Source organism: Paenibacillus xylaniclasticus (assembly GCF_004001065.1).
GTDB lineage: Bacteria > Bacillota > Bacilli > Paenibacillales > Paenibacillaceae > Paenibacillus_T > Paenibacillus_T xylaniclasticus.
The window spans coordinates 1-24,866 of sequence record NZ_BIML01000018.1; the positions used below are offsets into that span (position 1 = coordinate 1).

General features: G+C 48.6%; 10 protein-coding genes. 1 reads left to right on the top strand and 9 read right to left on the bottom strand.

Annotated features, from left to right (window positions below):
- On the bottom strand, positions 1 to 12,281 hold a 12,281-nt coding region (locus tag PXY01_RS15695), incomplete at its 3' end, for a non-ribosomal peptide synthetase (protein WP_127570963.1).
- A 418-nt stretch (positions 12,282 to 12,699) separates the two neighbouring features.
- Between PXY01_RS15695 and PXY01_RS15700 the strand changes: the two genes are divergently transcribed.
- Positions 12,700 to 13,728: a hypothetical protein gene (locus tag PXY01_RS15700; RefSeq protein ID WP_127570965.1), complete on the top strand. Its 1,029-nt coding sequence runs from the start codon at positions 12,700 to 12,702 to the stop codon at positions 13,726 to 13,728.
- Positions 13,729 to 13,816: 88 nt separating this feature from the next.
- On the opposite strand, the gene PXY01_RS22870 is transcribed toward PXY01_RS15700, so the two are convergent.
- The 8 genes from PXY01_RS22870 to PXY01_RS15740 all read right to left on the bottom strand — a co-directional run bounded on the left by PXY01_RS22870 (position 13,817) and on the right by PXY01_RS15740 (position 24,710).
- Positions 13,817 to 14,131 carry a WGxxGxxG family protein gene (locus PXY01_RS22870; RefSeq protein WP_127570967.1) on the bottom strand — a complete coding sequence of 105 codons (315 nt, stop codon included), beginning with the start codon at positions 14,129 to 14,131 and terminating at the stop codon, positions 13,817 to 13,819.
- Between the two features lie 108 nt (positions 14,132 to 14,239).
- Positions 14,240 to 15,856, bottom strand: coding sequence for a helix-turn-helix domain-containing protein (locus tag PXY01_RS15710; RefSeq protein ID WP_127570969.1), 1,617 nt, complete (start codon positions 15,854 to 15,856; stop codon positions 14,240 to 14,242).
- On the bottom strand, positions 15,834 to 17,597 hold the full coding sequence (locus PXY01_RS15715) for a sensor histidine kinase (protein ID WP_127570971.1): 1,764 nt from the start codon (positions 17,595 to 17,597) through the stop codon (positions 15,834 to 15,836). The genes PXY01_RS15710 and PXY01_RS15715 overlap by 23 nt, the downstream gene beginning before the upstream one ends.
- A 55-nt stretch (positions 17,598 to 17,652) precedes the next feature.
- Entirely contained in the window at positions 17,653 to 19,242 is a 1,590-nt protein-coding gene (locus tag PXY01_RS15720; RefSeq protein WP_373864301.1) for an extracellular solute-binding protein, read from the bottom strand.
- 137 nt (positions 19,243 to 19,379) lie between these two features.
- Positions 19,380 to 20,918, bottom strand: a complete 1,539-nt coding sequence (locus PXY01_RS15725; protein ID WP_127570973.1) for a carboxylesterase/lipase family protein — start codon at positions 20,916 to 20,918, stop codon at positions 19,380 to 19,382.
- Between the two features lie 90 nt (positions 20,919 to 21,008).
- Positions 21,009 to 22,778 carry a type 2 periplasmic-binding domain-containing protein gene (locus PXY01_RS15730; RefSeq protein WP_127570975.1) on the bottom strand — a complete coding sequence of 590 codons (1,770 nt, stop codon included), beginning with the start codon at positions 22,776 to 22,778 and terminating at the stop codon, positions 21,009 to 21,011.
- 49 nt (positions 22,779 to 22,827) lie between these two features.
- Positions 22,828 to 23,793, bottom strand: coding sequence for a carbohydrate ABC transporter permease (locus tag PXY01_RS15735; protein ID WP_127570977.1), 966 nt, complete (start codon positions 23,791 to 23,793; stop codon positions 22,828 to 22,830).
- Positions 23,790 to 24,710 (bottom strand): ABC transporter permease subunit, encoded by a 921-nt coding sequence (locus tag PXY01_RS15740; protein ID WP_246027968.1) that lies wholly within the window; start codon positions 24,708 to 24,710, stop codon positions 23,790 to 23,792. Before PXY01_RS15740 ends, PXY01_RS15735 begins: the two co-directional genes overlap by 4 nt.
- Between the last annotated feature and the right edge of the window lie 156 nt (positions 24,711 to 24,866).

Genomic DNA, 24,866 nt, shown 5'->3' on the forward strand with positions numbered 1-24,866 from the left:
ACACTGTCGAGATAGCGGTTGTCCGTGTCGCACAGCTTCTCCAAAATTCGGACATAGAGCGTGAAGACCGTTTCCATATCCTGTTCATAGAAGTATTGAGGCGAATATTTGATCTGGACGTTCATTCGTTTGCCGCTGCGGTGCACCTCCACGTCGAGCAGCGTGTTGGTCATTTCCGCACCCTCCAGCTCTAAGCCGTCCGCTTCCTCAGGACGGACGCCGCCTCCAGCTTCGGAATAATCCACAACGTGAAAATCGGTATAATTGAACAGGATGTCGAAGATCGGATTGAGCGCAGCGTCGGTTTTTTCCCCAATCATTCGTGCAATATCGCTCAAAAACAGCTCATGAGCTTTCATTTGGTATAACGTATCCGAGACTCGTCGCAGCAGCGCCTGCTTCTCCTCCCGTTTTCCCAGTTGTATTCGCATCGGTAGCGAATTTAAGAAGCAGCCCAAGATTCGATCTCCATCCTGAACGGCTGGTCGGTCGTGAGAGACGACTCCTGTGACGACGTCCTTCTCGGCTGTCACGATCCGCAGCAGGTAGAGATGGGCAGCAAGGCACAGATCTTTGACGTGACAGCCGTAATGTGATGCGCTCTCCTCTAGCTTGCGTACCATCGACTCCTTGACCGTTCGATTAATGATGGAACTTGGCAGCGTGTTCGCGAGCATCTTGCGTCCGATATTGAACGGCAGCTTACCACGCGTATAGCCGGATAGATAGTTGTGCCAATAATCGACCGTCTGCTCGTCTGTCATTTTGTAAGCGTTCAGCGCCACATATTCTTTGTAGGAGGTGCGGAGTGCAGGCAGCTTGTCGACATTAGGTGCTGTTGTAACGTCTTCCCAAGCGTCAGCTTGGTTGTACAGCTCCATGAACTCCTGCTGGAATACGGCAACACTCCACCCGTCGAGCGCAGCATGGTGGAAGGAAAGCAGGATGACCGCCTCTTCGTCACCTGTCTGGAATATGCGAAGTCTCCACAGTAATCGATCATCCGTTAAATATTTGTCCGCTAGATCTTGCTGGCGTGAAGCTTCGATATGCTGCTTCTGATGCTCTATCGACAAATGGCGGATATCTTCGATCGTAAGATCAGGCTCTACCTGTCCATAGACGAGCTGAACTGGCTCGGAGAAATGAACCGTATCGAATACGGTTCGCAGAATGTCATGTCTGGCGGTGAGCATCCGGGTGACCTGCTGCATCCTTATAGTGTTGAATGGTGAGATTGTTGCCCTAAAGAAGAACTGGTCATGATAAATCGGTTCATTCGGCTTCAGCTTCGAATAATAAACCATGCTCGACTGGATCTTACTCAGCGGGTAGTAATCCGTTACACCGCGCTGCAAGTAATGCTGTAAGCTTGCTTCCTTGCGGATCTGCTCCTGAAATTTCCGGACAAGCTCTAACCCTTGCTCCAATTGCACATTCGTGCGGCCAAATTCAATCTGCTTCATATAATCTGCAATTTCTCGAATGGACTGATAGGTGTACAGCTCCCTGAGCTCGACTTGGATGCCGAATACTTGATGAATTCGGTTAGCGACTCGGATCAGCTTGATCGAATCTCCGCCAATTTGAAAGAACGGATCATGAACTCCGATGCGGCCTCCCCCTAGCACCTCGCTCCATATATTCGTGAGCATCCATTCTTGCGCGGTCTCGGGCTCGGCATAAGGAGCGGCTCCCTGCGACAGATCAGGAGCTGGCAGCGCCTGTCGATTAAGCTTACCGTTCGGCGTTAGCGGCAGACGATCCATGCTTACGAAATAGGCAGGGATCATATATGCCGGCAGACTATGGGCAAGATGCTTCCGATATTCATAGGCCGAAATATTTTGCTCCGCGACAACATAGGCAACCAGATAGCTCGTCCCGTACTCGTCGGTCCGGTCGATGACAGTCGCTTCCCGCACAAGCTCATGCGAAAGCAGCTTTTCTTCAATTTCGCCCAGTTCAATCCGGTTGCCGCGTATTTTGACCTGATGATCCATCCGGCCCAAATATTCGACATGACCGTCCGGCAGCCACCTAGCGATATCTCCGGTGCGGTACATTCGTTCATCTGGCCTCATAACATCGGCTACGAATCGTTCCTCTGTCAACTCCGGCCGTCCTAAATATCCTCTAGCTAGACCGACGCCTGCGATGCACAGCTCACCAGGTATGCCGACCGGCAGCGGACGTAAATAACGGTCCACCACGTACAAGCGGATGTTGTCGATCGGTTTCCCAATCGGTATACGATCAAGGCCTGCCCTGCAGTCGAATGCGGATACATCCACCGTCGCTTCCGTCGGTCCGTACAGATTGACGAGTTGAACCCCTTGTCCGCCCAGAAGGTCATAGAAGCGCTCTACTTGTCCTTTCAGTAATGCCTGACCGCTGGCAAAAACATGCTTTAAGCTGCCCAAGCCATCTCTTGCATCCCGATGAGTATCTAGGTAATCCAGGAATGCTCCAAGCATCGGCGGAACGAAGTGCATCGTAGTGACATGATGCTCTGCTATTGCAGCAGCGATTTGAGCCGGGTCCTTCTCCCCGCCAGGCGTCAGCAGGCAAACAGCGGCTCCGTACCACGACCACCAGAACAGCTCCCATACCGACACATCGAAGCTAATTGGTGTTTTCTGAAGTATGACATCTCCCTCGGTAATCTTGTACTTCTTCTGCATCCAATGCAGACGGTTGATGACAGAATGATGCTCAATCATGACGCCCTTTGGCTTACCGGTGGAGCCCGAGGTGTAGATCACGTAAGCGAGATCGCTTGGTCTACTGACGGCCTCCGGATTGTAGTTAGGCTGATCGCGGAAGCTGTCCTCTCTTAGCTCCAGCACTTCCCCTTCGAACCATTCCATTCCGTCCACGTTCGAGAGCAACACCATCGCTGCGCTATCCTCAAGCATGAAACGAATCCGCTCCACAGGATAAGCTGGGTCTAGCGGCAAATAAGCTCCGCCCGCCTTCAAAATACCGAAAATGCCTACCATCATATCTACAGAACGTTCCGTCATGATTCCAACGATTGAATCGGCCCGCACACCGCAGCTTCTCAGCTTATGAGCCACTTGGTTTGCCCTCGCATTAAGCTCGGCATAAGTTATCCGCTCTTCCCCGAAGATGATTGCTGCCGCATCGGGCGAACGTTCAACTTGCTCTTCGAACAGCCTGTGAACGGTTGACTCAGCGGGATATGCGGCTGCAGTCTGATTAAACAGCTCCAACACGGTATGCTGTTCGTGCTTGGTCATGATGCTTATATCTTTGAGCTGTCGATCCGGCTCCTCAACTACCGACTGAAGCAGCTGTACGAAGTGATCAGCCATACGTTCAGCCGTTTCCTGCTTATATAAATCGGAAGCGTATGTCAAATTAGCCTGCAGCCCGTCTGCATCCTCCGTGAGCGTCAATGTCAAATCAACCTTGACGGCTCCAGGGTCCGCCTCCATCGTCTCGATGCTTAGTCCATCCGTTGAAACCGAAATCGATTTCGTGTTCTGGAGCACAAGCATGACATTAAATAGTGGATTGCGGCTGACATCTCTAGGCAGCTGCAAGGCTTCCACCAGCTCCTCGAACGGGTAAGCTTGGTGCTCGAACGCTTCCAGCGTCCGCTCCCCTACCTCGGCCAGAAACTTACGAAATGTTTTGCTTCCTTCCGGAAAGCTTCGCAGCGCCAAAGTATTTATGAATACACCGATGAGCGGCTCCACATCTGGATGCTCCCGTCCCGCTACCGGACTCCCAACGACGATGTCCTGTTCACCCGTATACTTGAACAGCAGCACGTTAAAAGCAGCGAGCAGTGTCATATACAGTGTGACGTCCTGTTTCCGAGCCAGCTTTTTGATCCCATCCGTCAGCAGACGGTCGATTCTAAAGTGTACTTGACCTCCCTGGAAGCTGTTCACACTTTGTCTCGGATAATCCGTCGGCAGCTCCAGAAGCGGAACGCCGTCTCGGAATACATTCATCCAGTAATCCAGGTGTGGCTCCAATGCCTGCCGGTAAGACGGGCTCTGCTGCCATTGTGTATAGTCTTTATATTGGATCGGAAGAGCTTGGAGCTCTTGCCCTTGATACAACTCGACAAATTCATGCGCCAGCAGCTGCAGCGAGACTCCATCAGAGATAATGTGATGCATATCGAATAGAAGCAGATAACGGTCGGTTTCCAACGTGACTAGACTTACCCGAAGAAGCGGAGCTTTCGACAAGTTGAACGGTCGGATAAAACGATGCAATATCGCCGCTTCTTCCTCACCCGACGCTTCAATAAGCTCGATTCGGAATGGCACCTCTTCTTCAATTTTCTGTACGACTGCTCCGTTTACTATCCGAAATGCCGTCCGCAACGACTCATGGCGGTACAGGATGGTTCGAAGCGCCTCATTGGCTTTCTCAAGATCGAAGTGCCCTTCTATTCGAAGTGCTCCCGGCATGTTATAGCTTAGTCCGCCGCCTGTTAGCTGACTTGAGAGATAAATTCGTTGTTGAGCGGAGGAAACGGGATAATGCTCACGTATATCGGCTTTAGGAATTGGTGCAAAAGCGCCAATCGTACGGGATTCCACGAGCTGTGCCATACTTTCGAGCGTTGGGTGCCGGAATATATCTTGAATGGAAAGCTGAACGAACAGATCTCGGCTGATCAAGCCCGAAAGGCTCGCGGCCGTTAAGGAATGGCCGCCAATGTGAAAGAAATGATCGTCTGTACCGACCTGCTCAAGCCTTAACACACTCTTCCAAATATCGGCAAGCTTTCGTTCCGTTAAGCTGCGGGGTGCTTTGTATGTTTTCTCTCGAAGCGCTTTCCGATCTGGCAGCGGAAGCGCTCTGCGGTCTACTTTTCCGTTAACCGTAAGCGGCATACGATCCAGCTGGACGAAGAAGGACGGAATCATATAGGCTGGCAGCTTCTCTCCGAGCATTGCTCTGAGTTCTTCCGGTACAAGCTTGCGCGGCGCCACAACGTAGGCGCATAAATATTTTCCTCCCTCTACATCATCCAGTGCCAGCACGACGGCTTCGCTAATCGGCTTGATGTTAAGAAGATGTGATTCAATCTCCCCTGGTTCCACTCGGTAGCCTCTAATTTTCACTTGCTGATCGATTCGGCCTAAGTATTCCAGCGTGCCGTCGGGCAGCCGTCTTGCCAAATCCCCCGTACGATAGATTCGTTCATCGGCAGAAAGCGGATGAGGAACGAATCGCTCATCGGTTAGCTCAGGACGGTTAATGTACTCTCGTGCAAGCCCGGCACCGCCGATGCACAGCTCTCCTATCGCACCGTCGGGAAGCGGACATCCGTTACGATCAAGTATGAATATTGAGGTGTTCGCAATCGGCATACCTATAGGCGGCACACTTGGAATGAATGCGTCCTGACCCTTTACGGCATGAGCGGTTACGACATGCGTTTCGGACGGTCCATAGTGGTTGTGGAGGATGACTCCATTCTCTTGTAAATATGACCTTAGGAGCGGATGGATGACCAGCTGTTCCCCGGCGACCACCAGATGCTTCACACAGCTAAGAGACAATTGGTCCAGAAGCATCTTCATCGAGGCGATGAATTTAAGATAGGCCGTTGGAAGGAATACGATGTCTGCTTTGCTGCTTACGATCTCTTCGATGAGCGCCTTGGGCAGCTTCTTCAGCTCTTCAGGTATGATGTGAAGTCTTGCTCCGTTCAGCAGTGCAGTGAAGATCTCCTGATAACAGACATCAAAGCTCATGGACGCGAACTGCGTAATTCTAGTAACCCCTTCTACTACAGGAATATGGTCGGTTTGCCATTGCATCAGATTGACGATCGTTCGATGCTCGAGCAGAACGCCTTTCGGAACCCCAGTTGACCCGGAGGTATAGATAACATATAAGGCATCCGTGCTCTTGCTGTTCGTATTCAGATTGGTACTCGGCATGCTGATCGATTCTCTCTCAGCAGCTTCTGCAAGAAGCAGAACCGCATCTCCTAGCACAGCCTGATCTGCAGGGGTCTCAGAAATAACGAGCACCGGTTGGCTGTGATCCAGTATATAGCGTATTCGGTCGGCCGGGTTGTCCGGATCGATTGGCAAAATAGCTCCGCCTGCTTTCAATACCGCCATCACAAATTCGATATAACGTGCGGATCTGTACATCATCAAGCCAACGATTCGATCTCTGCCAACTCCTCGCAGCTCCAGTACGCGAGCAAGCTGGTTAGACCGTTCGTTTAGCTCACGATAGGTCACTCTTATCCCATCCGCTTCTACTGCCACTGCATCCGGTGTCCGTTCCGCCTGTAATTCGAACATTTCGTGCACCGTCTGGTTATTCGAATAGTCTGTGTCTGTGCGAAGCTGATAACGTGACTGCTGACGAATGAATGCTTGCTCGGACAACAGCTCGAAATCCCCGATGCTCATCTCTGGACGGTGGGCGATCTGATTCAGTACATGAACTAAGCTATCGGAAATTCCCTCCACCACCTGTGGATCATAGACATTACCGTTATATAGAAAACGGAATCTCAGCTCTTCGCCGGCAAAGATGATTAGATTGAGGTCATAGTTGGTCTGCTCGTGAATGGAAAGGTCAGAGCAATGCAGGCCCGTCTCCGTCCGCTCTCCCAGCTTGCTTACATTGTCCGATAACGGATAGTTCTCGAACACCAGCACATGGTCAATGAGCACTTGATCTTGTTTCACTTGGGCTTGAATCTCATATAGCGGATAATGGTCGTGCGCATGAGAATCGATCGCCTGATGTTGAACCTTTCGCAACACCATTGCTGCGCTTTCTTCAGGGCTGCAAGCAACTCGTACCGGGATAACGTTAATACACAGACCGATCATTTGGTCGATCTCCGGAATTTCAGCCGGTCGTCCGGAAACGATGCTTCCGAATACGACATCCTCCGTCCCGTTATACTTCTGCAGCACAATTGCCCAGGCGGTCTGCAGTACCGTGTTCAGCGTAACGCCTTGCTGCTTGGCGACGATACTGATCTGTTTCGTGAGGCTTATGCCAATTTCGGTCTCCAACACTTGAGCTACGTGTCCGGCTCGCTGGTCTGCGTCCATACGTTTGGGCAAGGTGGAGATTCCTTCATAACCTTGCAAATAAGTGCGCCAGTATGCCCCTGCTGCTTCAGTGTCCCTGTTCGTCAGCCAGGACAGATAGCTGTGATATGGAACAGCTGCAGGCAGATCCGGCTGGCATCCCTTGCGGTAGGCCGAATAGTGTGTGAAGACCTCCTGTATCAGCAGAGCAAGGCACCATCCATCCAGTACAATATGATGATGGCTCCAGACCAATTGATACTCTGTCTCTCCCTTGCGGATAACCGATACTCGCATCAGCGGGTCGGCCGCCAAATCAAACCCTTTGCTGCGATCGTTCGTGACATATTGATATATATACTGCTGCTGTTTATCCATTGTCATCTCTTGTATATCTTCATAGTGGAAGAGGATCTCTCGGTCCTGATATACAATTTGAAGCGGTTCTTCTCGTCCGTTCATAAGAAAATTCGTTCTGAGCGCATCATGACGACGGGTTACCGCATTCCAGCTGGAACGGAACAGCTCAATCTCTAATGCTCCTTGCAGCGTCAGACTGATTTGCTGAACGAAGGCTTCCGGCTCATTGTCAACTAGCGAGTGGAACAGCATCCCTTTCTGCATCGGGGTTAATGGGTATATATTCTCAATTGTTCTGCTGACTATGCTGCCGAGACGCTCTGTGAGCTCCTCCAATTCATCGATGGATATGCCATCTGCCACAATGTCGCTAGGTGTCAATTCCGGCTGTTGCTTGGCTGAACAGTGCAGGAGCACCTCGCTAAGCGCTTTGCGCAGCTCAGTGGCCAGCTTCTCAATCGTTCCACGGCGATACTGCTTCGAGCTGTAGCTGATCTCCATCGTTAGTTGGCCATTCTTAACGGCACCGATTAGCTCCAGCACGTATTTGCGTACAGATCGGACATCAATCCGAGCTCCCCCATCGTATGGAGAGAGCTTGAGCTGTAGTGCGCTGCTCTGAAGATCGTGGTCGAGCTGTCCCAAGTAGTTAAACAGTATTTCCGGTCTTGCTTGGAGATGGTGACTTCTATTCGATTGTGTCGATGAAAGATATCTTAAGATCCCGTAACCGATTCCTTTATTCGGAATGGAGCGAAGCTGCTCCTTCAGCGCTTTAATCTGGTGACGAAGAGATGAGTTAGCTTGATTGCTCAGGACGACAGGATAGATGCTCGTGAACCAACCAACAGTCCTAGAGAAATCATGGCCAGGGAAAATCCCTTCTCTTCCGTGTCCCTCCATGTCGATTGTTAACTCACTTCGCCCGCTCCATGTACAGATCGCTGTACTTAATGCGGTAAGCAGCAAATCGTTCACTTCTGTGTTATAGGCACGATGAGCATCTTTAAGCAGAAGCTCTGTCTCTTCCCGAGACCAAGTAATCTCAACCGTCTCTGTGTCGCATACAAGGGAAGCTGACTCATCCATATCCTTAGGAAGCTTACACGTACAAGTTTGCTCGATATCCAGCCAGTATGGCAGCTCCTTGTATACAGCTTCGGCAGCTGCATAATCGTGAAGCTGATTGGCCCATGTCTGGAAGGAATCGGTCTTCAGCGGGAGAGTCGGCTCCTCGCCTCGCAGCGCTTGATCATACGCTTGACTCAAATCCTCCAGCAAGATGCGCCACGAATATCCGTCAACCGCCAAGTGATGAATGACAATCAGCAGATGATCGCCGTCGGGACATTGGAAGAGTGCGAGCCTCATGAGCGGACCGTTATTTAGATCAATGTTTGCTTGAAGCTCGGAAGCTCGCGCTTGAACCATCTCTACGCTGAAGCTTGATCCTTGGCAATCTATTACTTCGAGGCTGTAAAGCTCCCCTTCATCGGCTCCACGGTTCCACAGCATCCAGCCTGCTTGTTCTCTCCGCATTATAATTCTTAAAGCATCGTGATGGTTGACAATCTTCTCCAAGGCACGACTCAATGCATGGATGTCGAACCGCTCTTGACGGTATAAGAAGATGCTCTGGTTAAAATGGTGAAGCGGTTCTGTTGTTCCCTCCATATACCAGGAGATAACAGGTGTCGGCTTCACCTCTCCGATCGTTGCTCGCTGGTCGGTCGCATAGGTCAGTGGCGTTAGCCTTAAGCTCATTTGCTCCAGAATAGGATAGGTAAAAGCATCTCTCATCTCCAGCTTGTATCCAGCTTGAGCGAGCTTAGAGATCACCTGGAGAATTTTGATTGAATCTCCGCCTGATTCGAAGAAATGATTCTGTACGCCGATATTTGGGTGTCCAAGTACGGAGGAACAGATGGAGACGAGCGCCTTCTCCTCCGGCGTCCGGGGAGCTCTATCGGTTGCTTTGGTCGTTAAGAGGTCTTCCGGCTGAGGAAGTGCTCTGCGATCCAGCTTGCCGTTCGGGCTGAGCGGCATACTTGGGAGCTGGATGAAGTATGCCGGAATCATGTAGCTCGGCAGCCGCCCGGTCAGAGCGCCTCTCACTTCGCTTGATGGAAGCTCTCTAGCCGCAGTGTAATAGCCGCATAGCTGCTTATGTCCGGTGTGATCATCCCTAATGATGACGGCTGCTTCTAGTACATCCGCTATTTGCAGCAGCTGTGCCTCAACTTCTCCCAGCTCAATCCGATAGCCGCGAACCTTCACCTGACTATCCATCCTGCCGAGGTACTCGATATTTCCATCCGGAAGCCATCTCGCAAGATCTCCGGTTCTGTACATTCGCCCTCCGGCCTCGAATGGATTGCTCACGAACTTCTGATCTGTCAACTCAGGCCGGTTAAGATAACCACGTGCAAGTCCTGCTCCGGCAATGCATAGCTCGCCAACAGCGCCGATTGGCATAAGCTGCATTTGCTCTCCTACAATGTATAGTTTCGTATTGTCAATCGGCTTACCAATCGGAACAATATCCAGTCCCGGTGTACAGTCGAAATACGTTACATCGACTGTCGCCTCCGTTGGACCATACAAATTGATGAGGGCTGCTTCCCAGCCTTTAGCCTCAGTCAGGTCGTAAAAGCGGTTTACCTGTCCGATGTGAAGCGCTTCTCCGCTCGTAAATACTCGCTTGACACTGGATAGATCAGCCGAGAATGTTCCGTACTCGACAGCCTCCAGCCAAGCATTAAGCATGGAAGGTACAAAATGAAGCACCGATACGCGCGATGCGGCAATCGTCTGCATCAGTACAGCAGGGTCCTTCTCCCCGCCAGGCTCTAATAGGCATACACTAGCGCCGTTAAAGGCCCACCAGAAGAGCTCCCATACGGATACATCAAAGCTTAACGGCGTTTTCTGAAGCAGGACATCCTTAGCTTGAAGCGGGTATTGGCGCTGCATCCATACTAACCGATTGACCACGGCATGATGCTCAATCATGACGCCTTTCGGCTGTCCTGTAGAGCCCGAGGTGTAAATGATATACGCCAGGTCGGACCCGCTGATGCCAGATTCAGGATTGCATGAAGGCCAATCGCCGTTCCCATCATCATGCAGCGCAAGAATCTTGCAAGCCGCACCTACGCGAGTTTCGAATACGTTTTCGACAAGGAGCAGCTGCGCCCCGCTATCCCGCAGCATATATGATATTCGCTCTTGCGGATAATCAGGATCGATAGGCAAGTAAGCTGCGCCAGCTTTCAGAATGCCATAAATGCCAACTAACATTTCGAGCGAACGGGCTGCCATAACCGCCACGTTATGGCCCGGCAGAACACCTTCTGCGCGAAGCCTATGAGCCAGTTGGTTAGCTCTGGCATTTAGCTCCCGATAAGTAAGCTTCTCCTCCTGATACACAGCGGCTATTGCGTCCGGCGATTTTGCAGCCTGTTCCTCAAACATAGAGACCAGAGTACGTTCGGAAGGATAAGGGATGGAGGTTTGATTGAATCCGTCCAAACGCTGCCGCTCATCGGGAGTGACGATCTCAATTTCTGAAAGCTTCAGATCAGTGGATCGCAGCACTTGGTTAATAATATGCTGGATTCTCTTATGCACCATAATGATGTCCGGCTCTGAGTATAGTTCTGTTTTGTAGTCGTAGATCATAATGATTTTCTGCTCATGCCGTTCTGCAATCGTTAAGGTAAGGGATTCCTCTTGACTGCCGGAATGGTGCCAATTCGTAACGATTGGCTTGCCATGTAACGAAGGAATGAATCGATAGTTGAGGAAATTGACACTGTACTCGAACAGCCGGGTTAACTCAGGATTTGTCCTTTTGAGTGCGGGAACTAATAGATCGTACGGGTATTTCTGGTTGAAGTAGCAGCGTTGAAGCTCGGCATGTACGTATGCCAACAGCTCACTTACCGATTGATCCGGGCTGCTGTTCAATCTGACAGGCATGGTGCTGGTACACATGCCGAACAGCTCGCGCGCCTCCCGATTTGATCGGTTATATACAGGTGTTCCAAGCGTAAGGTCCCGGCACCGCTCCACCTGATTGAGATAAATATAAAAGATCGACATGAAGAAAGTAGGAACGGTAATGCCCTTCTCCTGAACAAAGCTTTTGATATTGGCATCTTGCTGCTCATCCAGCACGAAGAAGGTCCGTGATGCAGCTAGAGACGCAGATGGCTTGGGAAGATGTTCAGGCAGCGATTGGAACTTGTTCAGCCAAAACTGCTCATGGCGTTCGAAACGTTTGGAGCTTAAATACTTTTGTTCACTCTCCATATAGCGAAGATAAGAGCCGCTTGGAACGGAATGGCTAGTGTCCTCTATGATGCTTTCTGCCTTATTCATGCTCTTTATGTATTCGTTCCAAACGTAATCAATAAGTAAAGTGCTCGACCATCCGTCTGCAATGAGGTGATGAAATTTGGCGATGAACCCTCTTCGTTCTCCGAGTTCATAGAGATAAAATTTATAAAGCTCACAATGGGTCGGATCAGCTTGGAACGGTTCCTTCCGTTTCAGGAGCTCATCTAATCCGGACGGTTCCTCCAGCTTCACGAATTCAATAGCAGCACAATGGGAATCAGAATCGAAATATTGCGTCACATGGCCTTGCTCCATTGTCAAACGAATGCGGAAAGCGTCTTGGTGGTTCACAAATCGGCGAATGATCGTCTTAAGCATCCGAAAGTCGAGCTCCTGCTCCGTTTCACTGCTGAACGCGATATGGTTCAAGTCCGATTGGGGATACATCATCTCGGTATACCAGATTCTGCTTTGCGGATGAGTGAGGGGAAACAGAGGCTTATGTTCCATATGAGTCATTGTTAAAGTCCACTCCTTGATCTGAACATGAATTCCGACCTTTCCGTTAATAGATTTACGAAACAATCGTAGACGAATTAGAATGGTTAGTAGATCCGCTCACTTCCCCCTTTCATCATCATTTCCACCAAATGCGGTGTCATGGTTCATAATCTTAAATAATAAAAATTGCTATGTAAACCTAAAAAATGCTCATTTAGAATATAGGTAGTAATACCTATATTTCAGTATTGATGCGTGTTTGATCGAATTAATAACAAAAAAAGAGAAGTTTTCACAAAAAATATGGAATTGATGATCCGAAAGGAAAATGATATATTGATTCAAATTGCCAAAATAGGGGTAATGAAGCATAAAGCTGTGAATGGCTGCTTTTATCTAGTTGGACATTCTACCCTTTCTGAGAGGAGAATGAATAATGAGCTCCTGCATCCTATTACCCGTTGAGCGGCCTATAGTCGCCTCGTGGGCGAACCAGGCTCATGTCTTTTCGATTGCCCAGCGTCACCCCTCCTATCCCGCATGGATATATTCCGGTTTCCTTCAGCTTGAACTGATACAAGGACTGAATGGACAGGATACTGTCGTCAACTACTCCCATCATACGACACCAGAGCAAGACTGTCCTTGGATTGATGTTTCCCGAATTACTTTTGAAGAGATTGAAGCACAAGGAAATTGGATCGACTTTTATAAACAAATGCTATCTGAAGGCAAATATATTTATCAGTTTGTGAATCAATACGACATACCCGGATATTTTCATTATCAATCACGAGTTGAACAGCATGATCCACTTATTATCGGGTTCGATGAAGAGCGAGAAGTGTTTATATTATTGGATTATCATCGGGATAAGAGCGGCTCAATGTATTACGGTCATTTTGAGGTCAAGTACGAGCACTTGGAACAAGGCATTCGGAGTTTGCCGGCGAGGCTGAATTGGCTGGGCTGCGTGGAGCTTTGGCAGTATAAGCCGGAGATGACTTATGACTTCGATGTCAAAGGGGTCATGCAAGCTTTATCGGACTATTTGAATTCAACTTATACCCCGCACCGAGAACCGACGTGGATTTCGACTCCAGTACTCGATTATGGCATGAACATCTATAAGCATCTGTTCCGTCAGCTTGAAGCGGCACGTACGAGTGATCAAACAGGCGATTTCCGGTTTTTCCATGTGTTATCCGATCACAAAATTTTAATGCTGGAGCGTCTAAAGTATATGCATCAGCAAGGTCTCATTCGGGAAGCGAGCGTCTTGGCCTATGGCGAACTGTACGAAGAGATTTCGACGGTCCGCGCTCTACTGCTTAAATTCGGTCTTGTGAGAAGAGTGAGCACCCTTGACAAGATTGTGTCCATTCTTCAGTCAGTGGTAGATAATGAGAGGCAGATACTTACTGAGGTATATGACGAACTGAAGCAACTGCAGCTTCATGTATAGACAGGCATTATATCTCTTCATCGGGAAAAGCGCTAAGCTGTAAATATGGCTTATTATAGCTTAGCGCTCCTTACCCATCTGTTATCTTCTACGCGCGATCGCGCTCTCTGCTTCGACCTCTCATACCGGCCAAGCCAATCAGTCCAAGCAGGCCGAGCCATCCCCAATCGAAGTCGTTGTCGTCAGTCGTTGCCAGATCACGTGCTCTGAACGTATCGTTGTTATTCGTTCCATAACGATTCGTATTGTACGCATTATAACGGTTGGTATTATACATTTGGTCTTGATAGGTGCTGTTTCCAACATCAGTCGTTCTTGCTGTATTGCCTGCTGCCTCCATGTGTCCTGATGCAATCGTCGCGGCCAAGCAGCCTGCAAGTGCCAGTGTGGCGATCTTCTTCATCGGAACAATCAGCTCCTGTGTCTAAAGTGATTTGCTTCATTGTTGTTTCCGATTTGAAGATAATCCATGCAGACAACCGGTAAGCATCTATTGGGAGCACCTTTAGTCTTAATACGCTCTTGATGCGTCCCGATATTCCTGGGGTGTTAGTCCTGTTGCTTTTTTGAAGAACCGTGTAAAGGATTGGGAGGCTTCATAGCCTACTCGGTATCCAATTTCCTGTACTTTTAAATCATTCCTCTTCAGCAGCTGCTTAGCCCGTTCGATACGGGCTCCTTCGATATACTCGGACAAAGTGACCCCGCTTTCTTGCTTGAACAGCCGGGATAAGTAGGATGGATTAAAATGAATGTACCCGGCAAGACGGACCAGTGATAGATCTTCGTTCAAATGGTCTTCTATATAGGCACGAATCTTGGCAATCGCTTCGACCGCCCGGTTTCTTTCTCCGGAGCTCCTCAGGTCGAAGAGTGTCTTCGCAGTGGTACGAAGAAACTGGAACGATTCCTCCCAGGTTGAAAATTCATCACGGCGCATAAGAGCTGAAAGGCCATTCATTTGGTCCTCCAGCTCCCAGCGATTGATGTAGGATAATAAGCTTAGCGCGACGGTATAATAAAGCTCTAGAAGGTAAGCTGCATCCATATCCTTCTCGATTAACGTCAACTGGTCGAACAACTGAAAGAAATCGTGACGTCGTCCTGCTTCCAAGTAAGAAGTCAAATAGTCCGACTTCTCTCTCGGCGAACGCTCCTGCATATAAGAAGTTGGGTTGAACGGATTCAGAATAACCGTTTGCACCATTAAAGCTCCGTCGCCAGCTTTACGCTGCCGTTGACGCTTTATTTTGTCATAGACTAAGGGAAGCTTGTTCCACTCACAAGCACTGTCGCCCAGTGTGATCGCAACGGACAGCTCAAGGTTATCCATGCACGCACGTTGGATAAGCTCGAATTGCCCTTCTAAATAAGGAAGAGCCGTTCCTTCTTCCATCGGGCTTTTCTTTCCCTCTAGCGGTTGGATCAACCAGACAAGGTCACCGAACCGGTCAATGAAGCCAAGGCATCGGACATAATCGGATAAGAAGCTTTCGGTAAACAGCGTCACAGTGAGTGATGACTCCTGCCGATTGCAGTACGATTCCGAGCATGAAGCAGAAGAAAGCTCCCCTTGCACAACGAAGATCGGTTGATCTGCATTAAGAGGTATGTTCAGCTTGCGAAAATCGTCCTTCAAATTCAACGCCGGCTTTACACCGTGAAGCAGATGCCGAAAATATTCGCCGCGGGCCAGCACTTCGAGCGTGTTAAGCTTGTCTAGCGCCTGCTGGACAATCTCGTGACGTCGCAAGCCTTCTTCCAGCTCCGCTATCGCTGCTTTGACGGCTTGAATCACTTTGGGATACCCTTCACTTTTAAGCAAATATTGAACGCCAGGCGTCTGAATCGCCTGGTATACGGAATCGAAGTCGCTGTATCCGGTAAGAAAAATAACGCGGCAATGCGGCCATTGCTGACTGATAATCTCCAGCAGCTGCATTCCGTCAATTCCGGGCATCCGAATATCGGATAGAACGATGTCGACCCGAGTTCGCTGAAGCCAGCCTAATGCTTCTTTGCCTGAATAAGCTTTGCATAAATCTAGATCTAAATTTTGTCCAGCGAAGGTCTCGTACAACCCATCCGTAATCATTTCTTCGTCATCAACGATCAGTAAACGGTACATGCACGTGCTCCTCCCATGGAAAATAAATCCGCACCTGCAGCCCGCCGAGCTTACTGCGGGATACAGCGATCCCGCCATTCTCCCCAAATGTAAGCATTAATCGGCGGTGAATATTTATCATGCCAGTCGTCTCCGCATATTCGTCGCGGTTAGCCAGCGCAGCAGTGATACTGCGCAGCTTCTCTTCTGTCAAATCGTCACCATTATCCTCTACGATAATCTGAAACTGGCCGTCCCCTCTCTCATAACGGACAATAATTAAACCGTTGTCTTCTTTACGCTCCAAGCTGTGTTCAAAAGCATTCTCAATGATCGGCTGCACGACAAGCCGAGGAAGCTTTATATGCGCAGCCTCTCCCGGCAGCTCCTCGAATTGTGCCTGTATTCGTCTTGAGAATCGAAGAAGCTGAATCTCTGTATAGGTACGAGCATGATGAATTTCCTGCGAGAGTGCTATTTCATCAGATGCGCTGCGAGTTACGAAACGAAAGTATTCGCCCAGCTGGATTGTAAATTGTTCGACCCGTTCCATATCCCCGCTTCTAGCCATTGTGTTCAGGATAAACAAACTGTTGAACAAAAAATGAGGATTGATTTGCGACTGCAGCTGCTTTAATTCTGCACGCTGAGTCATAAGCTTCTGACGGTAGGCCTGATCGATCAGTGCCCGTAGATTGGCAACCATCTGATTGAATCTGCTGAATAAATAACCAAATTCATCCTTGGATGTATGCGTAATCACTTGATCGAGATCACCATTCTCGACGCGTCGAAAGCTTCTCACTAAGCGAAGCAGCGGCTTATGGATGAATTTATATGTCGACATCGCGTATAGGACGACGATAACGAGAGCTGCCAACGCAAATAACCATGCCCACGTGTAAAATTTGTCCAATGGCTTGCGAATGACTTCAGTGGGAATGAAGCGGTAGATCGCTATGTTCAATTTATCGGAGCCTGCGTATACCGTGTAATAAGATTGATCCCCCATCTTAAATGCTTCACGAGAATCATGAGAGGCAATTCGATTCTCTATATATGCGGCTGCCTCCGCAACAAATGATGTCACAGAACCACTAGCAAACTTGAGGCCGTTCGTCGAGACAAGTAATGTGCCGCTTCCTGAATATGTATTGAATTGGGCCAGTGCTTCCGTCAGCTTCTGCTGGTCTAATTCAATCTCAACGACGAACAAAGGCTGTCCTTCTGAATCTCCGCTCGGCTTCGCAGCATGGAGGAACAGGCTGTTCCCCCATGCTGTAATTCGATTTTTACGGCTGTTATATACGGATTGGATCGCCTTATAACGTTCTGCATCCAGCATATTTACACCGTCAACAGAAGAGATCGTTCGTTCTATCGGACGAATGGATACACTAACCTCTTTAATGTACATGCTGCTGTTCTGAATGAGGTACAGTCGGTTTCGCAACGAATTCATTTTATTCGTTTTCTCAATAATTCCCATCCGGTCCCAGAGGAGTGTCATCTTATTCAAGTCTTCATCCTCGAGCAGTCCAAACTGCAGCAGCTTTATCCGCTCGACTTCATTCTCAAGATCGTTAAGATAGAAAGCAGTCTGTGAGGCAGCTGTCTTAGAAATGTCTTCTCTCGCCGTATGAACCGACCACTGGTAGAGATAAATACCTAGGATGATTAAAGGCGTCAATATGAGCATGAATGTAAAAATTAACCGTAAAAACAGTGTATTGCGTAAAGAGAACAACGGTGTATTGAACATAGCCTGCCTCCAGCCTTAATTGCTCCCTTGATTGAGAAGCCTAGGATGATTACTGTTAGTGAATCGATGAATAGTAATCGTTGACTTCCTTCGTTATCTGTTCACCCCCGAGTTTGGTCCAATCTTGTACGAATTTGTCGAATTGCTCGATCGGTGCGCCTAGAATAATATTGACAAACACTTCGTTCTGCATTTTGTCCAGCGTCCTCAAACGTTCGACCATCGTTGGGGTGGGTGCTCCTTCAAATTGGTCGAAGAGAAATTGATTGTTCTTGTCGTACTGGTCGATGACTCCCTCCGCTCCTTCAGCTCCGTAAATCCTTTCCCATCCCCATAAAGCGAAGCCTTCTTTGGAGCCCGACGCATATAGTTTCAGCTTCTGTTGGATCGCTTTCGCTTCTCCCGTTAATTGCGTTTCGTCCCCAGATTTACGTACATCGTTCAATGTTCGAAAGATCTCTAAATTTTTGCGAGTAGGTGCAGGCTGAACCAAAGATAGCTGCCATACACTTTCCGCATCCGGCGGCGCATAATAATATTCGTTCTCCTGCGTCTTTCCCCAGTTCTTCTCCACGTGTAAATTGAACATCTTGATGACAGCCTCCGGGTGAGCGGCCCCCTTGCGTACAGCGAAAAACCTTGTTGTGCCGAACTTCAACGGTATGCTGGCCCGATCACCTGCTTCGGTGTAGATCGGAAAGGCTTGCCACTGTGCGTTCGGCTCGTTATTTTTGTTCAACTGCAAAGGCCAGATGGAGTTCCATTGCTGTCCGAATTCCATGCCAATCTTACCGGAGGCAATCATTTGTGAAATTTTGCTTCCGTCCTTTACACCGAACTCGGGGTCCAGCTCTCCGTTGTGATACATCGCTTGAAGATTTTGAAGCGCTTTCTTAACTTCCGGCTGAATACTGCCGTACACCAGCTTGCCGGATGAATTTTGCAGCCAGATGTTAGGGTACGCCCCGTAACCTGCCATAAAGCCTTCAAGCCCCATGGCTCCACCCCACAAGTCTTTGGTAATGGCTAGACCGTAGGTGTCTCTAAGATTGTTTCCATCAGGGTCCAGCTCCGAGAATGCCTTGGAGATCGCCAGCACGTCGTTCATCGACCTAGGAGGCTTTAATCCAAGCTGTTCCAGCCAGTCTGTACGTATCCAGACAAGCTGCGCTTGATCGATCGACGTTCCTGTCTGCGGAATCGCCATTAGCTTGCCGTCGAAGGTCGCAGCATCGAATGCCCCGGACCCTTCGCCTGTAAGAATTTGTTGAAGTAACGGAGAAGCGTATTGCTTATACAAGGCTGTCATGTCCTCAATTTGGCCCGAATCTGCAAGCTGTTTCAGCTGGTAAGCGTTTACTGGAATAATGTCGGGAAGATCACCGGAAGCAAGCGTCATGTTCATCTTCTGTAAGTACTGGTCCGATACGTCGTCGCCTTTCATCACCCAGTTGTATTTGATTTTAATGCCCAGCTCCTCTTCGTACAGTCTCGACCATCGATTATTCTCCAATGTTTCATCTTCCAGCACATTGAAGACGTTGTTCTCCACGACGTCGCTAAGGTTGCGTACGGTCGTGATTTCTATTGGGGGATCATATGAGCCTAACGGATTCGAATTTGTTACGGCAGTGTCACTTTCCATTGACGATTGGGCTTGTATCCCGCTTGAGATCCCATTATCGGCACTGTCTCTGTCGTTGATAATGAAGCATGTTGCAAGAGACGATAGAAGCATAATGACCATACTTAACGCTAGCAAAGAACGGATGGTTCTATTGCTCATAAAGGACTCGAGCTTAATCTCGTTCGGAAGTACTGCTCAACAAGAAATTTCACGATCTCGCTAGGCTGCTCCTTCGTCGCAAAAGCTTGCTCCGCAAATTGCATAACACATAGCGAAGCTGGTGTATATGGCTCCCACTTCGGCAGGTCCTCTCCTGTCGAGTCTTGGCCATTCGGGTCTCCCGTACGAATGAAGTTAGCCCAGTAATGACACATTTGACGGGCTAAATCGTAATGCTTGCCGACAAACGGTCTCCAGCACTTGGCGAGCGTCTCGAAGAAAAACCATAGATCTACTGAATGGAACGTACCTGGATTATCCCATCCTGGAATTTCTGCGTCGAAATTGTAATAGTACAGCGGGATATTAGCTCCTGTATCCATATTAGCTTGACCTGCAATTCGGATTGCATATTCGATGGCGCTTATCGACGCTTTGCGCACGGCTTCATTCAAATCGCCGGATTGGGCATCACACAGCGCAAGGAACGTTTCGGCCTCCTCGCCGAACATTTCGACAGCGAGCTGCTTCAGCCCCTCCATCGTTGTCACTTGTGGTGCGCTGTAAAATTCAGATGACGTATGTCCGAACAGTACGGGAACCATCTGGCGCTTGTTCTCTAGAAATAATTCAAATGGATTGCCTACCATGAACGCATGATCGACAACGGCACCCCAGAATGCATTCGATTCCAAGTATTTGTCGAGTACATACTGTGCATCAAGCTGCCGTGCTTCCGCCAACGAGGATACACCTAAAGCTTCGAACAATTGAACACCATCCTGTTCGGCTTCAGCTAACGTACGCAAAAACTTTGGCATATAATTTCCCGGATATAGAGGAGCCATAATGCCGCTCTGAATAATGGCTCTCTGGAAAAGTCCCTCATTGTTCGGTGATGTAAGCTGGCTTAAGACGCTGCCTCCACCCGCTGACTGTCCGCCGATCGTAATATTGTCCGGGTCGCCTCCGAAAGCCGCAATATTGCGTTTAACCCAGCGAGTAGCGAATTGTTGATCCAAATGACCGAAGTTCGCAGGCGCTTGAGGTGCTTCAGCCGTAATATCAGGATGGGATAAGAAACCGAATACATTTAATCGATAGCTGACCGTTACAACGACAACGCCCCTTCGAGCAATACGCTCGCCGTCGAACTCCATTTCGGCCGTATGGCCAACCTGCAGACCTCCGCCGAAATACCAAACGAATACGGGAAGCTTCTCATCAGCGCTGTTCGCTGGCGTCCACACGTTCAGGTATAGACAATCCTCGTTCATCGCAATGTTCGGCTCAACGGCCCATTCCCGGGTGTAGATATTATTATCATCCAGCTCCTGGCGTACCTGCATCGGTACTGGCGCGAATTCGTAAGCCTTAAGTACCCCTTCCCAGTTAGCGGCGGGCTGTGGGGCACGCCAGCGATTGGCGCCTACCGGCGGCGCGGCAAAAGGAATTCCTTTGAAGCTTGTAATGCGGGGATCGGCTGCCGGAAGCCCTTGAATGATTCCATTCTCTACTTTCACGAGTCTTAGCATTTGAAAAGCCCCTTCCAGATTATAGTTTCAAAGAAATTGTCGAAGGGGGAATATCTGGTCGATATATCCCCCTCCTATCGTAATATAAAATTATTGATTGGTCATTGCTTCAGCGCGCATTTGTACAATTTTTTGAGCTTTGGCCGTATCCACCGCTACGACGTCGTTCCAACCGAGGCCGACAGCGTCTTTCTGCATCTTGGTCCAGAGCTGGTCGAACTCTGCTTGATTTTTGGCGAATATCATTTTCCAGGACGTATTTTTCACATAATCCGAAATTTGGCTGCGTTTGTTCTTAATATCTGATGAATCGCTGCCAAGGCTCGTATTAATATTCGGAACGATATCGATCATATCATTCTTCAGGTAGTAGTCTGTTGCGTTCTTGGCGTTAAACGTATTCTGCCAATCGATCGTCAGGGCCGTCTTGTTCGCTTCGATCGTTGTGCTCCAGTAGTTGTTATTGTAAAATTCTCCGGTGTCCGGATCGAAGACAAAATCGCTCATAATCATGCTGTTCAGCTTACTTTGACCATCCTGATAGCCTCCGCCGCCATACTCATCTGGGACGGGTGTATTGTTCTGGAAGGCTGTCTGACCGATCTCGGTCAGTATAAACTTACCGTCGGACGTTCTCTCATAGTTGAACCCTTCGAAGCCGTTCGTATAGTAGCGCATTCCTTCCGGAGAGACCGTCCAGTCGAGAAATTCCATAATTCGGTCAGGGTCCTTCGCTTTCGATCCGATCGCGAATACTCTTCCGTTGCCGAAATAAGCATCGCTGCTCTGCATAATACGGGTGTCTGCAATCGGAATTGCGACATTACCATCGCCATTTTTACCTCTCTCAATCGTGTTGTAGAAGCCTCGTTGCCAGGAGTACCAAAGGAGAAGTACCTGTTTATTCGTCAGTTTCTCCGCGACTTTGTTCCAATCCTGGGAAGGTGAGTCGGGGTCGACCAATCCCATCTGATTAGCATCGAATAAAAATTGAAGAATCTTCTTGTACATGCTGTTGTCGTCTATCAGAGGTACGATGTCGCCTTTGGCATTCAGCTGAATGGTTGTCGTGCCGTCCGGCTGCTCAAAGCCATACCAGTTGCTGAGCCAACGGACATTCTCCATACTGCCGTTATCCCAATCCTTCCACAGCGTGATCGGAACGATCGGTTTGCCGTCCGGCGTAGTTGGATATTTGGCCTGCATCTCCTTCAATACGTTCAACAGGTCCGATAAATTGTTGAGCTTCGGTGCGCCTACTCCTTTGTAATAATCCCACGGCATTATTGGACTCGAGTACGGGATTTCCTCTGAGAACGTCGTCGGCGAGGTATCTGCTTCAAATGTCGGCAGCGCATAAATTTTGCCTTCCGGGTTCACTTGATCAAAGCCATCATTAAATGGCTTGAAATGGTTGTCTAAGTATTGGGATAAATATTTCGTATTTTTAATTTTGTCGGTAATATCTAGCACAAGCCCTGCTGGAATCAGCTCTTCCAATTGACTGTTATCGATAATTAGAAGGTCACCTAAATTTCCTGCTGCTGTCCTAGTCTTATAAAGCTGATCACCAGCTACCTGAGGAGCAAGAATGTTTAGTGTAATATTGAACTTATCTTTGACTAGCTTTCCATACCAGCCTGTCTGTTCACCTTGATAATTGGCAGCGTTATCGAATACCGTTATCGTTAGCGGCTTGCTGTGATCGACTGCGCCGTCGGACTTAGAAACTTCCCCCTCCGTTCCGGAGCTAGAGGTGTTAGTAGATCCTCCACTACACCCAGCCAATATCGTTGCCACTAACAAAACAGATAGCGATGCCCTTAACGTTTGCTTAATCGGCCTTCTTCGTTTCCTCATATGCAGCCCCCTCATATTCGAGAATGTATTATAACGGTGCGGTTCAAGGTCAGCCTTTCACAGCACCAATCATAATCCCTTTCACAAAGTACCTCTGAAAAATTGGATAAATAAGCAGAATCGGCGCGACCACGATAATGGTCACAGTCATTCGGATCGAGGTTGTCGTTTGCTTGGTTGCCAGACTTGCCATCGCAGTTGAGCCGGCGTTCTGAAGGTTAACCATCGTCGATAATGAACTTGCTTGATTGATATAGTTGTAGAGAATAAATTGCAGGCTATACAGATTGCTGTCCGTAACGAGCAGCAGCGTATCCTGAAAGGAGTTCCACTGGTCCACAGCGGCGAAGATGGCTACTGTCGCTAATATAGGCTTACAGATCGGAAGCATGACCTTGAAGAAGATGGTCAATATTCCAGCTCCGTCAATGCTGGCGGCCTGCTGCAGCTCTTTGGGCGTCGATTCGACGAACGTCTTCACGAGAATGATAAAGAACGGCGCTACGATGGTCGGAAGAATATAGGCCAAGAAGTTGTTCGTTAAGTGAAGCGATTTCATGGTTAAATACCATGGAATAATTCCGGCGTTAAAGAACATCGTAATGACGGTAAACCGGTACCAAAATTTCCGGCCCCACATATCCTCCTGAGTAAACATAAACCCTAAGAACGCCGACGCCCCTACCGTTAACGTTGTTCCAATGACGGTTCTTCCCAATGAAATGAGCGCAGCGTTCCATAATCCTGGTATCTTGAACACATCGATATAGTTCTGGAAGTGAATATGCTTGGGATAAAAGACGACTTCCCCTCTAGCGCTTATGTCGTTAGCACTAATCGTGTTAATAATAATGGAGTAGAACGGATAGACACATATAAATGCGAATATAGAAAACAGAGTATAGATCACAACTGAAATAATTTTATCCGTCGTACTTAGCTTATATTTCACTTTGCTGTCTATTCGGCTGCGATGAGACGGTTCATGCGGGACGAATTCGGCTGTGTTGCTCATACGATGCTCTCTCCTCTTAATAATTTGGATAGACCGTTCACCGTAAAGAGAAGTACAACGCTAATCAAGCTTTTCAGCATGCTGATTGCAACGGACACGGAATAACTGCCGCCTCCCATGGCCAGGTTGTAGACGTATAGGTCTAGCACTTGGATGTGTTCTTTATTAAAGGCATTTTGGAACACGAAGTATTGCTCCAGGCCGTTATTCAAGAAGCTTGCAATCTGCAGCATTAACAATACAAAATATGTCGGCAGCATGCTTGGCAGGACGACGTGACGGATAACCTGCATTCTCGTTGCGCCATCTACGTGGGCGGCTTCATGAAGGGAGTCATCGATTCCCATAATCGCTGCGATGTAGAGAATGGCCGACCACCCGAGTGTCTTCCAAGTCATCCACATCCACATCGTTAACCACACATGGTCGGATTTCTGCAGGAATAGAATAGGAGAATCAATCAGCCCCAACTGGCTTAATAAACCATTAATAATACCTTCACTGGAAAACATGGAGAATGCCAGTGAGTACACCAGCACCCAGCTTATAAAGTTAGGAAGAGTAGTTACCGTCTGAATGAACTTGCGAAAACGTACGGCTTTGATCTCGGTTAAGAAGATAGCGAAAATCATTGGCAGCCACGAAAATAGAAGAGCTAAGCCGCTTATTCCTAACGTGTTCTTGATGACCTGCAGTAACTGCTCGATCTTCACATCGTTCTCCACCAAGGAATGAAACCACTGCAGCCCGACGAACGGTGATTTGGACAAGGGGATCGGCGGCATGTAGTCGAAGAAGGCATAGGCCCACCCATACAGCGGGTAATAAGAGAAGACGCCAAGCAGAATCATGAACGGTAAAATGTAAATAAATTTTCGTATCGAAGTGCTCCTCGTACTATAGGCTTGTGCTCGCACCGTTCCACTCCTCTTCTCTTTAATTTGATGTCTTTCATTTCCTTGTATACGCTTTCATTATAGGTAAGTGGGAATTGTACGAACAACGCGCAACTTTTTACTTCCTTCACCTTCCTTTACCTTTTTCACTCGGAACATAAGTGGTAACGAAAAGCA

What these genes read in the sequence shown, in the direction of transcription:
- PXY01_RS15710 (WP_127570969.1), bottom strand. Translation starts at nt 15,856, where the DNA reads ATGTACCGTTTACTGATCGTTGATGACGAAGAAATGATTACGGATGGG.
- PXY01_RS15735 (WP_127570977.1), bottom strand. Translation starts at nt 23,793, where the DNA reads ATGAGCAACACAGCCGAATTCGTCCCGCATGAACCGTCTCATCGCAGC.
- PXY01_RS15720 (WP_373864301.1), bottom strand. Translation starts at nt 19,242, where the DNA reads ATGGAAAGTGACACTGCCGTAACAAATTCGAATCCGTTAGGCTCATAT.
- PXY01_RS15715 (WP_127570971.1), bottom strand. Translation starts at nt 17,597, where the DNA reads ATGTTCAATACACCGTTGTTCTCTTTACGCAATACACTGTTTTTACGG.
- PXY01_RS15730 (WP_127570975.1), bottom strand. Translation starts at nt 22,778, where the DNA reads ATGAGGAAACGAAGAAGGCCGATTAAGCAAACGTTAAGGGCATCGCTA.
- PXY01_RS15725 (WP_127570973.1), bottom strand. Translation starts at nt 20,918, where the DNA reads ATGCTAAGACTCGTGAAAGTAGAGAATGGAATCATTCAAGGGCTTCCG.
- PXY01_RS22870 (WP_127570967.1), bottom strand. Translation starts at nt 14,131, where the DNA reads ATGAAGAAGATCGCCACACTGGCACTTGCAGGCTGCTTGGCCGCGACG.
- PXY01_RS15700 (WP_127570965.1), top strand. Translation starts at nt 12,700, where the DNA reads ATGAGCTCCTGCATCCTATTACCCGTTGAGCGGCCTATAGTCGCCTCG.